The organism is Telluria beijingensis, assembly GCF_030770395.1.
Lineage (GTDB): Bacteria > Pseudomonadota > Gammaproteobacteria > Burkholderiales > Burkholderiaceae_D > Telluria > Telluria beijingensis.
The window spans coordinates 3,948,518-3,962,264 of the sequence record NZ_CP132480.1 but is presented as its reverse complement, the minus strand read 5'-3'; the positions used below and the strand labels follow the sequence as shown (position 1 = coordinate 3,962,264).

Annotated in this window: 10 protein-coding genes; 7 read left to right on the top strand and 3 right to left on the bottom strand. The window is 68.4% G+C overall.

Translation table 11 applies throughout. The annotated features are described in order from the left end of the window. Positions 1-141 precede the first annotated feature (141 nt). Entirely contained in the window at positions 142-1,017 is an 876-nt protein-coding gene (locus tag Q9246_RS17625; RefSeq protein ID WP_306391962.1) for an alpha/beta hydrolase, read from the bottom strand. Continuing rightward, positions 1,010-1,636, bottom strand: coding sequence for a TetR/AcrR family transcriptional regulator (locus Q9246_RS17620; protein ID WP_306391960.1), 627 nt, complete (start codon positions 1,634-1,636; stop codon positions 1,010-1,012). The genes Q9246_RS17625 and Q9246_RS17620 overlap by 8 nt, the downstream gene beginning before the upstream one ends. A gap of 104 nt (positions 1,637-1,740) precedes the next feature. Here Q9246_RS17620 and Q9246_RS17615 point away from each other — a divergent pair, with 104 nt between their 5' ends. Further along, on the top strand, positions 1,741-3,066 hold the full coding sequence (locus Q9246_RS17615; RefSeq protein WP_306391959.1) for a mannitol dehydrogenase family protein: 1,326 nt from the start codon (positions 1,741-1,743) through the stop codon (positions 3,064-3,066). On the opposite strand, the gene Q9246_RS17610 is transcribed toward Q9246_RS17615, so the two are convergent. Further along, the gene (locus tag Q9246_RS17610; protein ID WP_306391957.1) at positions 3,063-3,812 is read right to left on the bottom strand and encodes an alpha/beta fold hydrolase; all 750 of its coding nucleotides are present in this window, start codon (positions 3,810-3,812) and stop codon (positions 3,063-3,065) included. The two genes, Q9246_RS17615 and Q9246_RS17610, sit on opposite strands and share 4 nt — an antisense overlap. A 176-nt stretch (positions 3,813-3,988) precedes the next feature. Between Q9246_RS17610 and Q9246_RS17605 the strand changes: the two genes are divergently transcribed. The 6 genes from Q9246_RS17605 to Q9246_RS17580 all read left to right on the top strand — a co-directional run bounded on the left by Q9246_RS17605 (position 3,989) and on the right by Q9246_RS17580 (position 13,742). Then, positions 3,989-5,389, top strand: a complete 1,401-nt coding sequence (locus Q9246_RS17605) for an FAD-binding oxidoreductase (protein ID WP_306391955.1) — start codon at positions 3,989-3,991, stop codon at positions 5,387-5,389. 56 nt (positions 5,390-5,445) lie between these two features. Beyond that, positions 5,446-7,659, top strand: coding sequence for a TonB-dependent receptor (locus tag Q9246_RS17600; RefSeq protein ID WP_306391954.1), 2,214 nt, complete (start codon positions 5,446-5,448; stop codon positions 7,657-7,659). A gap of 8 nt (positions 7,660-7,667) precedes the next feature. Next, positions 7,668-8,744, top strand: coding sequence for an alpha/beta fold hydrolase (locus tag Q9246_RS17595; protein WP_306391953.1), 1,077 nt, complete (start codon positions 7,668-7,670; stop codon positions 8,742-8,744). Then, positions 8,741-10,078: an MFS transporter gene (locus Q9246_RS17590; RefSeq protein WP_306391952.1), complete on the top strand. Its 1,338-nt coding sequence runs from the start codon at positions 8,741-8,743 to the stop codon at positions 10,076-10,078. The genes Q9246_RS17595 and Q9246_RS17590 overlap by 4 nt, the downstream gene beginning before the upstream one ends. A 31-nt stretch (positions 10,079-10,109) precedes the next feature. Then, positions 10,110-10,853, top strand: a complete 744-nt coding sequence (locus Q9246_RS17585) for a FadR/GntR family transcriptional regulator (RefSeq protein ID WP_306391951.1) — start codon at positions 10,110-10,112, stop codon at positions 10,851-10,853. A gap of 147 nt (positions 10,854-11,000) precedes the next feature. Further along, positions 11,001-13,742 (top strand): TonB-dependent receptor, encoded by a 2,742-nt coding sequence (locus tag Q9246_RS17580; RefSeq protein ID WP_306391950.1) that lies wholly within the window; start codon positions 11,001-11,003, stop codon positions 13,740-13,742. The last annotated feature ends 5 nt before the right edge of the window (positions 13,743-13,747 follow it).

Sequence of the window (13,747 nt, the reverse complement as noted above, 5' to 3'; positions counted from 1 at the left end):
AAGAGCGGCGGCCCGGCGGCCGGCGGTCGAGGTCCATTGTCATCGATCGTACGTGCGGCGTGAACCCGCACCGCCCGCAATTCATCATTGCGCGCCGAGCAATGCCAGCCGATGGCCGGCGCCGCGAGCACCGCGCCTGGACTAGCGCCACAGCCAGCGCAGGCTGTCGGCCAGCAGCGCGCCGCCATGCCTTAACGAGTGGCCGCCCTCGCCCACTTCCAGCATGGCATCGTAGCCACGGTAGGCCAGCGCCGCCGCCATCGCGCGGTTGGCGAGCAGCCAGTTGCCATACAGGATATCGAGATCGTGCGCGCCACTCTGGAGGAAGACGCGCAAGGGCCTGGCTGCTTCGCGCCGGATCCGGCCGGGCCAGGCGTCGCCGCCGCGGATGTCGACGAAGCTGCCGCAATGCGACATCACCTTGCCGAATACGTCCGGGCGCTCCCAGGCGGCATTGAAGGCGCAGTGGCCGCCGGAGCTGATGCCGGCGATCGCGCGCAGCGCCGGCTTTGTCGCCACCCGGTAGCCGGCCAGGGCCTCGGGCAGCAGTTCCTCGAGCAGGAAGCGCACATAGTGCTCGCCCTGGGCATCGTACTCGATACTGCGGTTGTCGTCGCCGCCATAGACCGGCAGGCCGGGCCCCGTCTCGCCAGGTTCGACGAACAGGGCCAGCGTCACCGGCATCTCGCCCTGGGCGATCAGGAGGTCGAGCACGCGCGCCGCATTGGCCTCTGGACCGAGATAGCGCTGCCCATCCTGGAATACCATCAGGGCCGCGTCGGCGTCGCCCCGGTACTGCTGCGGCACGTACAGGGCATAGCCGCGCTCGACGCCGGGATAGACATCCCGGGAACGATGCCGGGCCGCGGCCAGCGTGCCGGCCGGGACCCCGTCGGGCACCGGCGGCGCGACGTAGGGTTCGGCGACGCCCAGCGCCGCGGCGAAGCGCTCGACGTCGTGTGCGGGAATGCCCGGCAACTGGGCGCGCAATCGTTGCGCCAGCGGGGATTCATGCATGGTCCGCCCCGCCATCCTGTGCACGATGACCGCAACGCGCCAGAAGGCGCTCGAAGCCGGTGCGCGCCCGCGCGCTCGAGCCGCTTCTTTCCAGCAGCCGCATATCGTGCTGCGCCGCCAGCAGCAGCGCATAGATCTCGAACACCAGTTGGCCCGGATCGGTATCGCCCGCCAGGTGCCGCAGCGCGACCGCCTCGCGCGCGCCCTGCTCGAAGGCGTCGCGCCATGCGCCGACGCTGTCGGTGAGCGCGTGGCGCACCGCGCCTGGACGGTCGTCGTACTCGGCGGCGCAACTGATATAGAAGCAGCCGGCCGAGTGTCCGGACTCCACCTGCAACAGGCTCATGTCGAACAGGCGGCACAGCCGCGGCAGGCCCGGGGTCACCAGCCGCGATGGCAGCAAGACCTGGGCTTCGAAACGCTGCCGATACCTGTCAAGCACCGCCAGTTGCAGGGTTTCGCGCGAACCGACGCGGCTGAACACGCCGCTTTTACTCATCTTCATGGAATCGGCCAGCGTGCCGAGCGTCAGCGCTTCCAGGCCATCATGGCTGGCAACGCCGAGGGCATGCTCGATGATTGCTGTGCGGGTCGTTTCCGATTTGCTGGCTAGTGCCACGTCTGCCTCCATGTTTTGGTTAACCTATCATACAGGTTGATGGTAGATTCGCAGATATCGGCCAAATTCTCAAGCAATTTCCCAACAACCTATCAAACAGGATCATGGAAACATACCCGAACATCATCCTTCATCTCGGCCTGGGCGCCTTTCACCGCGCCCACCAGGCCGACTTTCTGCAGGACCTGCACGAGCGCGCCGGCCGGCACGTCGGCTGGACGATCGTGGCCGCCAATATCCGCCCCGATCCGCTCGACCCCGGCGCGGTGCTGCGCGCGCAAGGCTGCGCCTACACCCTCGAAACCGTGGCGCCCGACGGCAGCCGCGCTTACCGTACCATCCGCGCCATCTCGGACGTGATCGCATGGGAGCCGGGGCTGGCCCGGGTGATCGCCGTGGGCAGCGCCGACGCGACCCGGATCGTGTCGTTCACGGTCACCGAAGCGGGCTACCTGGCCGGCGCCACCATCTACGGCGTGCTCACCGCCATCTTGCGTGCCCGTCGCGCCGGCGGCGCAGGGCCACTCACCCTGCTCTGCTGCGACAACCTGCGGCATAACGGCGAGCGCGTGCGCGCCGGCCTGGAACAGTTCCTGGCGCTCGCCGGCGACAGCGCCACGCTGGACTGGATGCGCGTTCACGCGAGCTTCCCGAACTCGATGGTCGACCGCATCACGCCGCGCCCCACGCCGGCGCTGCGCGCGCGGGTGCTGGCCGCGACCGGATACGACGATCCGGCCGCCGTCGGCTGCGAAGCGTGGCGCGACTGGGTGATCGAGGACGACTTCCGCCATGGCCGCCCGGTCTGGGAAGATGTGGGCGCGCACATGGTGGCATCGGTCGTGCCGTACGAGGAAGCCAAGATCCGCATCCTGAACGCGAGCCACAGCTGCTTCGCCTGGGCCGGCGCGCTGGCTGGTCACACGTACATCCACGACAGCGTGCGCGACGAACGAATCCGGGCACTGGCGCATGCCTACGTTACCGGCGCCGTGTTCGACTGCCTGCATCCGAGCCCGGTCGACCTGGAAGCCTACCGCGATGCGGTGCTGGCGCGCTTCGCCAGCGACGCCATCGCCGACACCGTCGAGCGGGTGCTGGCCGACAGCTCGGCCAAGCTGGCGCAGTTCATCGTGCCGACCGTCCGCGAGCGCCTGGCGCGCGCGCTGCCGCTCGACGACGTGGCGCCGCTGCCGCTGCTGTACCTGCACTTCCTGCGCCGCTGGCACGCCGGCGGCGAGGCGCTCGACTACCAGGACCGCGAACTCGATCCGGCGCTGGTGCGGCGCGTCTGCGAAGCCCCCGACCCGCTGGCCGCCTTCGCGGCCGAGGCGGCGCTGTGGGGCGAGCTGGCGCACGATCGGCGCCTGCTGGCGGCGCTGCGTTCGGCGCGCCCGCGGCTGGCGGCCCTGGGTCTGGCGGATGGCTAGGAAAGCGGGAGCACTTGACGCGCGAAGTCGTCGACCGCCGCCGCATAGTCGGCGGCGCGGCGCAGGCTCACGCCATGCTCGCTGCCGGCGAAGCGCAGCACGCGCGCCTGGCGCGCCGCCGCGACATAGCGCGCTTCGCCGCGCACGTGATTACGATCCTGGTCGCCGTTGATGAACAGGGTCGGCTGCGCGATCGCGGCCAGCATCGACTTGAAGTCGACCCCGTGCAGCGCGCGCACCGCCTGCGCGAACACCTTCAGGCTGACGCCGGCCTCCATCGTGGCCGCCACGTCGGCCTCGTTCATGCCGCAGTCGCGCAGCGTGGCCGGCATCTTGTCACGCACCAGCACGTCCTCGTCGCGCAGCGCCAGCATGGTGCGAAACAGGAGCGACTTGGCCATGTAGGGCAGCACCGGCCAGCCGATGAATTCGTGGCTGGCGCCGCCGAGCACCAGGCCCTTGAGCCGGTCTTGCGGCAGGGACGCCGCCGCGGCCTGCGCGGTATAGCTGCCGAGCGAGTCGCCGGCAAGGATGAACGGTGCGTTGCCCAGCGCGCGGGCGCAGGCCACCACCGTGTCGACGCCGCCCTGCAGGGTGAACGGCTCGCCGCGGCGCGCGCCGTGGCCCGGCAGGTCGGGCGCCAGCACGCGTAGCCGCGGCTCGAGCCGGCGCCTGACCGGGTCCCACGAGCGCCCGTTCAGGGTCGCGCCGTGGACGAGGATTACGGCGGGTCGGATGTCTTCCATAGAGTCTCCAATAATATTTTTTATGGATAACATATCATACAGGTAGTCCAGTTGAAACTGAAAATACCTTAGTGACTGCCAACGAAGCTACAAAAACATATCAAACATGTTTGACAGGTTAAAACCCCGCGCGTATTCTCGGTTCGCAGTCACAACAATCAGCCGAGGAAAACAGCATGAGTTCGAGACACCCTTTCACCCAGTTTGGCGCCGTCGACACGGTGCTCGCGACCCTGCAGGAACGGCTCGGCGAGCGCGTCAGCATCGTTCAGGCCGTGCGCGAACAGCATGCGCGCGGCGAAGGGCTGGCCACCAGCCTGGCGCCCGACGTCGTGGTCTGGCCGCTCGACAAGTACGAGGTCTGCGCCATCCTCGCGCTGTGCAATGAACACCGGGTGCCGGTCATCGCCTTCGGCGCCGGCAGTTCGCTCGAAGGCCACGTCAGCGCGCCGTTCGGCGGCGTGTGCATCGACATGTCGCGCATGGACGCGGTGGTGGCGATCCATCCCGAGGACAGCGATTGCATCGTCCAGCCAGGCATCACGCGCGAGGCGCTCAATGCCCACCTGAAGGGCACCGGCCTGTTCTTCCCGGTCGATCCGGGCGCCAACGCCACCATCGGCGGCATGGTCTCCACCCGCGCCTCGGGCACCACCACGCTGCGCTACGGCTCAATGGCCCACAACGTGCAGTCGCTCGAAGTGGCGCTGGCCGACGGCCGCCTGGTCCGGATCGGCACCCGCGCGCGCAAGTCGTCGGCCGGCTACGACCTGGTGCACCTGATGACCGGCTCCGAAGGCACGCTCGGCGTGATCACCGAAATCACCCTGCGCCTGCATCCGCTGCCGACCGAGGTGGCGGCCGCCAGCTGCGCCTTCCCGACCCTCGAAGCCGCGGTCGACGCGGTGACCGAGCTGTCGATGTCGGGCGTGCCGTTCGCGCGCATCGAATTCCTCGACGAGCACCAGGTGCGCGCCTGCAACCTGCTGTCCAACCTGGGGCTGGCCGAGATGCCGACCCTGTTCCTCGAATTCCACGGCACGCCGCTGGCGGTCAAGGAACAGGCCGAACTGGCGCAGGACGTCGCCGCCGGCCACGGGGGCACCAATTTCGAATGGGCCACCCGTCCCGAGGACCGCTCGCGCCTGTGGCATGCGCGCCACCTGGCCTATTTCGCCGCCCTCGCCCTGCGCCCCGGGTGCACCAGCGTGGTGGCCGACATCTGCGTGCCGATGTCGGCCCTGGCGAGCAGCGTGGCCGAAGCGCGCGCGCTGATCGACGCCGAAGGCCTGGTGGCGCCGATCCTGGGCCACGTCGGCGACGGCAACTTCCATGTGCTGTTCATGCCGATGCCGGACCGCCCCGACGAACATGCCGCCGTGGACCGGGTCTACGCCGCCATGGTCGAGCGCGCGCTGGCGGTCGGCGGCACCTGCACCGGAGAACACGGTATCGGCATGGGCAAGAAGTCCAAGCTGCTGCTCGAATACGGCGCCGAGGTCGTCGACCTGATGCAGTCGATCAAGCGCTCCTGGGACCCGAACGGCATTCTCAACCCCGGCAAGATCTTTGGCTGAACAGGCAGTCCAGTAGCACCGCGGCACAATACACCATAAAAAATTCGGAGACACTCATGCCATACGCACCGCGCTTTTCCCGCACCGCCGTCGCCACGGCGGCATCGCTCGCCTGCGCCTTCGCGGCGTTGCCCGCATCCGCCCAGCAGACCGTCAGCGACGAGGGCCTCAACAAGGTGGTCGTCACCGCGCAGAAGCGCGAACAGGCCGCGCTCGACGTCCCGGCCTCGGTCACCGCAGTCAATACCGAGCAGCTGGCCCGCGACGGCAAGGTCAGGCTCGAAGACTATGCGGCGCAGGTGCCGGGCATGTCGCTGTCCTCGTTCCGCCAGGGCTTCACCCAGGTCGCCCTGCGCGGCATCACGACCGGCGTCGCGCAATCGGCTTCCACCACGGCGTTCTATGTCGACGAGGCGCCGATCGGTTCGGTCAATGCCTATGCCGCCGGCAGCTCCGTGACGCCGGACATCGATCCGGCCGACCTGCAGCGGGTGGAGATCCTCAAAGGCCCGCAAGGCACGCTGTACGGCGCCGGCGCGATGGGCGGCCTGCTGCGCTATGTCACGTCCGCCCCCGACTACCGCAAGCTGCGCGGCAGCGTCACTCTGGGCGGCAATGCGGTCAAGGGCGGCGGCAACGGCAAGGTGGGGCGCGCCTCGCTCAACATCCCGCTGGGCGACGACGACATGGCGCTGCGGGTGTCGGCCTTCAGCCGCACGGACGCGGGCTACATCGACCAGACCAATGGCCGCAAGGACGTCAACGAGTCGAAGGTCGAGGGCGGCCGCATCGCCTTCAACTGGCTGATCAATCCGGACTGGAAGCTCAGCGCCTTCGCGCTCACGCAGCGGGTCAAGTCGCTAGGTAACACCCTGGTCGACGTCGACCCGGACACCCAGCGTCCGCTATACGGCGAACTGATGCAGCGGCGCTTCGCCGACGAGATCTCGACCGCCAAGCTGGATGTCGCCAACCTCACCATCAACGGCCAGCTCGGGCGCTTCGAACTGGTGTCTTCGACCACCGTGCAGAAGGTCGACGCCTCGCAGGGCCTGGACGCCACGCCCGGCTATGGCGCCGCCTTGGGACCGCTGTTCGGCATCCCCGACCTGGGAGTCCAGTACGCCCAAGGCACGTCCACCCGCCGCGTCTCGCAGGAACTGCGTCTGCGCACCAGCGCGTTCGAGGAGCGGCTTGACGTCGAAGGCGGGCTGTATTACACAAGGGAAGAGAGCGAAAACCGGATCCCGGGCTTCCGCACCTTCTCCACCACCACCGGCGCCAACCTGCCGCTGCCCAGCATCGCCAAGGCCTCGATCGACACCCGCTACAAGGAATACTCGGTGTTCGCCAACGCCACCTGGGCGCTCACGCCGCAGCTCGACCTGATCGCCGGCATCCGCCACGGCAAGGACGACCAGGACTACATCCAGGATTACAGCGGCCTGCTGGTCGGGCCGGTGCCGGTGCTGATCGACTCGGGCTCGTCGAAGAACAAGACGACCTACCTGGCCAGCGCCAGCTACAAGCCGACACCGGACGACGCCCTGTATGCGCGGGTGGCAACCGGCTTCCGCCCGGGCGGGCCGAATGCGGTGCCGCCGACCGCGGCGACGCTGGCGCCGCTGACCTTCCAGCCCGACACCCTCACCAGCTACGAGGTCGGCTACAAGTCGGTGATGCTGGGCGGCCGGGTATCGCTCGAAGCCGCCCTGTTCAGCACCGAGTGGAAGGATATCCAGATCCAGACCAGCGCGGCCGGCTTCAACTTCTTCGTCAACGGCGGCGCCGCCACCAGCCGCGGCGCCGAACTGGCCATGTCCTGGTTCCCCGCGGCCGGCCTGTCGCTGCGCAGCGCGGTCGGCTACACCGACGCCAGCTTGACGGAACCGGCGCCCGCCGCGGGCGGCCTGGACGACGACCGCCTGCCCTTCGTGCCCAAGCTCACCGGCTCCCTCGGCGCCAACTACCGCTGGGCCGTGGCCGCAGGCTGGAACGCCTACGCCGGCGCCACGCTCAATTACACGGGCGAGCGCCGCTCGGACTTCAGCCAGCGGGCCGCGCGCGACGTGGGGTCCTACACCATGTTCAACCTCAGCGGCGGCATCGAGAACGGCAACTGGCGCCTGGCTTTCTATGGCAAGAACCTGACCGACAGCGACGGCGTCACCTACCTCAAGTCGCAGAGCTTGAGTCCGGCCGGCAGCCCGTTCGGCGCGGCCGTCATCGCGCCGCGCACCATCGGCGCCGACCTCACCTACCGCTTCTGAGGACGACCATGAACCCGCACGATACCCTGCACTACCACACCGGGCCGGACCTGCTCCTGGCCAGCGGCGCGCGCCTGGCCGCGCCGACCACCGCCTACCGCACCATGGGCACACTCAATGCGGCCGGCGACAACGCCGTGCTGGTCCTGCACGGCTATACCACCGGACCGGCCATGCTCGACGCCGACGCCAACGTGGCCGAAGGCTCCTGGAGCGAACTGGTCGGGCCAGGCATGCCGATCGACAGCGATCGTTACTTCGTGGTGTGCCCCAACATGCTCGGCTCTTCCTACGGCTCGACCGGCCCGGCCAGCATCGATCCAGCCAGCGGCCGCCCCTACGGCCTGGCCTTCCCCGACCTGACCGTGGCCGACATCGTCGCCGCCCAGAAGCAACTGCTCGATGCGTTAGGCGTGCGCCGCCTGGCCGCCGTGGCCGGTCCCTCGTTCGGCGCCTACCAGGCCTTCCAGTGGGCAGTCAGCTACCCTGATCTGGTCGAGCGGGTGGTCGCCGCCGTTGGCGCCCCCTGGCATCCGGGTGCGCCCGGCGCCGCGCGCGCCATCCTGTCCACGCTCGAGGCCGACCCTGGCTGGGACGCCTGGCGCGCTGGCGACCGCGACGCCCTGCTCGACTGCCTGACGACGATGCGCAGCGCCACCCTGGCGCGCTACGGCGTCGACGCCGAATTGTCGCCGCGTTTTCCGGAAGCGGAGGTGCGCGCCCGCGAAGTCGCCCGCCTGGCGCGCGAATGGGCAAGCAGCTTCGACCCGCTCTCGCTGGTGGTCCTGATGGCGGCGGCCGAGACCTTCGACCTGCGCGACCGGCTGGACGCCATCCGCGCGCCCGTGCTGTATGTCGTCTCGCGCACCGACGAGGTGTTTTCGCCCGCGCTGGCGCGCGAGGTGGCCGCCCTGCCGGCGGCGCGCGACTGGTCCTGCCTGGTGCTCGACAGCGACAAGGGCCACTTCGCTTCCGGCGCCGACGCAGGCCTGTGGGCCGGCGTGCTGCGCCACTTCATGGACACGGAGCCTGCTGCCTGGGCGCCGCTCCGAACTAGTGCGACCGATGTGGAGGTGGCGGCATGAAACCGATGACGAATACGATGGACGTTGGCGTGCTGGCGCAAGATCCAGTCCCGGCGGCGACCCCGCAATTCAGCCCGGCCTACCGCACCTACGTGCTGGTGGCGCTGGCCGTAGTGGGCTTCATGTGCTCGGTGGACAAGGTCGTGATCACGATGTTCATGGAGCCGATCAAGAGGGAATTCCTGCTGTCGGACACCCAGCTCGGCCTGATGACCGGCCTGGCCTTCGCCCTGCTCGGCGGCCTGGTGTCGATTCCGCTGGCGCGCCTGGCCGACCGCGGCAACCGCAAGTGGATCATTTCCCTGAGCTTCGTGGTGTGGACCTTCATGACGGGCATTTCGGGCCTGGCCACCAGCTTCATGTTCCTGCTCGCGGCCCGCATCGGCGTCGGCGTCGGCGAAGCCGGCTGCGTGCCGGCCTCGCATTCGATGTTGAGCGACTATTATCCGCGCGAGCTGCGCGGGCGCGCCTTCGGCGTGCACTTCTGCGGCGTCTACCTGGGCATGATGGGCGGCCTGCTGGGCGGCGGCATCCTGGTGCAGACCGTCGGCTGGCGCATGGGCTTCGTCATCCTGGGCGCGATCGGCATGGTGATGGCCCTGATCTTCCATTTCACGGTGCGCGAACCGCTGCGCCTGGACCCGCCCCCGTCCTCCGCGCTGGCCAGCAGCGTCTGGACCCAGCTGGGCGACCTGCGCTGCTTCTTCATGCTGGTGTTCGCCTTCGCCTTTGTCGGCCTGGCCGGTTCGGTCTCGGCCTGGCTGCCCAGCTATTTTGAACGCGCCTTCAGCATGACGCCGATGGCGATCGGCCTCGGGCTCGGCCTGGGCGTCGGCCTGGCCAGCGGCATCGGCGCGCTGGTCGGCGGCCAGCTGACGGTCAAGTATGCGAAAGGCTCGCGCACCTGGGGCGCGCGCTATTCGGCCTGCATCAGCTGGGCGGTGCTGGTGCCGCTGATCGGCAGCTTCTATGTGCCGCACCCGATGCTCGCGATGGCGCTGCTGTTCGTGACCTTCCTGGCGGCGGGCACCCTGGCCGGCCCGGTATTCGGCACCGTGCAGGACCTGGTAACGCCGGCGGCGCGCGCCACCGCGGTGGCGATCATCGGCGTCATCGGCGTGGTGATCGGCCAGGGCATGGGCCCGCTGCTGGTCGGCGTTCTCAGCGACGCCTTCAATGCGAGCGGTGTCGATGGCCTGCGCCTGTCGATGACCTGCGTCGCCCTCATCAATCTGTTGACCGGCACCTTCTTCTGGGTCCTGTCGCGCCGCATCGGCCGGGTCTACCCGGCGCTGTCGGCGGCGCCGCAGGCTTCCGTGGAGCGGCCGGTTTGACAGCCAACCTCAGAAAAGTTAGCCTGCCTGGATGAATCAGATCGCACCACTTCCCTCGCTCGAACGTCCCACCCTGTCGGCCCAGGTGGCCCGCCACCTGCTCGCCCTGGTCAACCGCGAGCAGCTCAGGCCGGGCGACACCGTGCCGAGCGAGGTCCAGATCGGGCTCGATCTCAAGGTCAGCCGGGGCAGCGTGCGCGAGGCCTATCGCACGCTGGCCGCCCTCGGCATCCTCGAGATCGAGGGCGGACGCAAGCCGCGCCTGAAGGCGATCGACCCGCACGTGCTGGCCCAGGTGTTCGACTACGCGCTCACCACCGCCCAGGTGAGCGTGGCCCACGTCATCGAAACCCGGCGCGCGATCGAGCTGCAGACGGCGCAACTGGCGGCGCGCTACGCCACGCCCCAGCAGCGCAGCCGGCTGCGCGAGCTGGTGGTGCAGATGCGCTCGGCCGGCTCCGACCATGCACGGCGGGTCGCCTGCGACACGGCGATCCATACCGTGATCGCCGAGGCCAGCGGCAATCCGCTCAACAGCATCCTGCTGGCCGCCCTGCGCACCCCGGTCGAAGCGTCGTCCAGCATCCACTTCGATGATCGCCGCAGCGAAAGCGAATTGACGCGCGTGATCGACGCCCACGAGGCGGTGGTCGACCGCATCTGCGCCGGCGACGCGATGGGCGCGGTGTCGGCCATGAGCTACCACTTCGATATCTCGATCGTCCACGTCAAGCGTGACGAGGACACTGCCCAGGGGTCGGCCAGCGCCACCTGAACTTCGCTCGGGCGTACCAGATTCGCAACACTCCGCGATCCCGACAACGATAGTTGTCATCGAACCTCACCCGCCGCACAGCAGCCGCTTTAATATCGTCGATTATTTTGTAGTTACACAAGGACGATGATGAAGCTGAAGTTGGGGATGTCTGTGCGGGCCGTACGCGGCGCGCTGCTGGCCGGCGCCTGGGTCGCCGCGGGATTGCCGGTCGCGCTGGCGCAGGAAGCGCCCGCCACGACCACCGGGGAGGCGCCCGCAACCGCGCCGGCCGACATGCCGAAGGTCGAAGTCACCGGTTCTGCCATCCGCCGCGTGCAGGCGGAGACCGCCCTGCCGGTGCAGATCGTCTCGCGCGCCGAGATCGAAAAAGCCGGCGTCACCACCGCGTCCGAAATCCTGGCCCGCGTGTCCGCCAACGTCGGCGGCCTGACCGACGGCGCCAGCATCAACGTGGGCGGCGACCAGCGCGGCTTCAACAGCGCCAACCTGCGCGGCATCGGCACCTCGTCGACCCTGGTGCTGCTCAATGGCCGGCGCATGGCCAACTTCGCCTCTCCCGGCGACGACAGCGGCGTCGACCTGAACAACATCCCGGCCGCGGCGCTGGAGCGGGTCGAAGTGCTGATGGACGGCGCCTCGGCCCTGTACGGCACCGACGCCATCGGCGGCGTCATCAACTTCATCACGCGCAAGGACTTCCAGGGCCTGGAACTGAATGCCTACGGCAGCACCACCGACGAGGGCGGCGCCGGCAAGCGCACCGCCAGCATCAGCGCCGGCAAGGGCGACCTCGAACGCGACGGTTATAACGTGTTCGCGGTGGCCGACTTCCAGCGCACCAATGCCCTGAACACGAGCCAGCGCAGCTTCATCCCCGGCCTGCGGGTCGAGGAACGCCTGGGCCACCTGCTGTCGGGCTATACCGGCCCGGCGAACATCCGCCTGACCGCGAACCAGCGCGACCACCTGCAGGAACTCGGCTTCACCATCAACGGCCGCCCGATCACGAACCGCCTGATCAACCTGTCGGCGCCCGACTGCGCGCCGCCGGCCAACGTCTACCTGCCGGATGGCACCGGCGGCGTCGATGCCTGCACCTATAACTACATGGGCGACACCGAGCTGTATCCCAAGACCGAAAAGGCCAGCCTGCTCAGCCGCGGCGTATTGAAGCTCGGCGGCGGCCACCAGGCCTATGCCGAGGTGGCGCTGAGCCGCTCCAAGTCGTACTACACCGGCTCGTCGGCGCGCGTGACCGGCTATATCGACTACCGCCTGGTGCCGCAACTGGTGGGCACCGGCCTGGAAGAGCTGGACGACGACTATCCGGGCGAACTGGAACTGCGCATGCGCCTGTCCGAAGCCGGCCAGCGCACCAGCGAACTGACCAGCGAAGGCATGCGCTTCGTGGTCGGCATGAGCGGCACCGTGGGCGGCTGGGACTACGACACCGCCTACAACCACAGCGTCAACACGGTCAAGGACCGCGACACCAACGGCTATGTGCTGTACAACGAGCTGATGGAAGGCATCCTGGATGGCCGCATCAATCCGTTCGGCCCCTCCAGCCCCGAAGGCCTTGCCCTGCTCGACAGCATCCAGGTCGACGACGTCGTGCGCCGCGCGCGCGGCACGCTGGACGCCGTCGACGTCAAGTTTTCGCGCGCCCTGATGCCGCTGGCCGGCGGCGAGCTGGCGGTGGCGATCGGCGGCGAGGTGCGCCGCGAGAAGAACAACTTCAATCCGTCGGCCCTGCTCCTCTCCGACAACATCAACAACGACGCCGCGCCGGAAGGCGGCCGCGCCACCAGCGACAAGCGCGATGTCGCCGGCCTGTATGGCGAAGTGCTGGTGCCGTTCGCGAAGCAGTGGGAAGCGCAGCTGTCGGCGCGCTACGACCATTACGAGCAAGTCGGCGGCGCGGCCAGCCCCAAGCTCGGCCTCAGTTACCGCCCGACTGACGCGCTGCTGCTGCGCGCCTCCGCCGGCCGCGGCTTCCGTGCGCCGACCACGAACGAGTTGTTCCGTCCTACGGTCTACAGCAGCACCGCGACCCTGCCGGACCCGGTGTACTGCGCCACGGTCGACAACAACTACGCCGACTGCGCCGACAACTGGGACACGCGCCGCTACAGCAATGTGGACCTGAAGCCCGAGCGCAGCCGCCAGTTCTCGCTGGGCGCCGTGTTCGCGGCCGGCCGCAATGTGAGCGCCTCGCTCGACTACTGGAACATCAAGCGCACCGACTTGATCAGCGAGATCGGCGACGACATCATCCTCGGCAACCTGGCCAAGTACGGCAGCCTGGTGCACCGCGACGAAGACGACGTGATCGACTACATCGAGCTGCGCAAGGAAAACCGCGGCGCCCAGCTGGCCAAGGGGCTGGACCTGGCGGTGACGGTGCGCGGGGTCGATACGCCCTTGGGGCGCTTCGGCGGGCGCCTGAACGGCACCTATGTCTTGTCGTCCGAAATCCAGAACGCGCCAGGCGACGCTTTTGTCAGCAACCTGAACAAGTTCGTCACCGACGGCGTGGTGCAACGCTGGCGGCATACCGTAAGCTTCGACTGGGAACGTGGCCCTCTGTCGGCCAGCCTGCAGAACACCTGGTCGAGCGGCTACGACGACCAGAACACGGCGATCAATATCGACGATGGCTCGGTGGTGGCGGAGAACAAGGTCAAGTCGTACTCGCTGTGGGACCTGTCGGCGGCGTATGTGATGACGCCGCGCCTGAAGCTGCGCGCGGGCGTGCAGAACCTGTTCGACGAGAGTCCGCCGTATTCGAACCAGGCCTACTTCTTCCTGTCGGGCTACGATCCGAGCTATACGGATCCGCGCGGGCGGCGCTTCTATGCCAGCGTGAACTACGCCTTCGATTGATATAG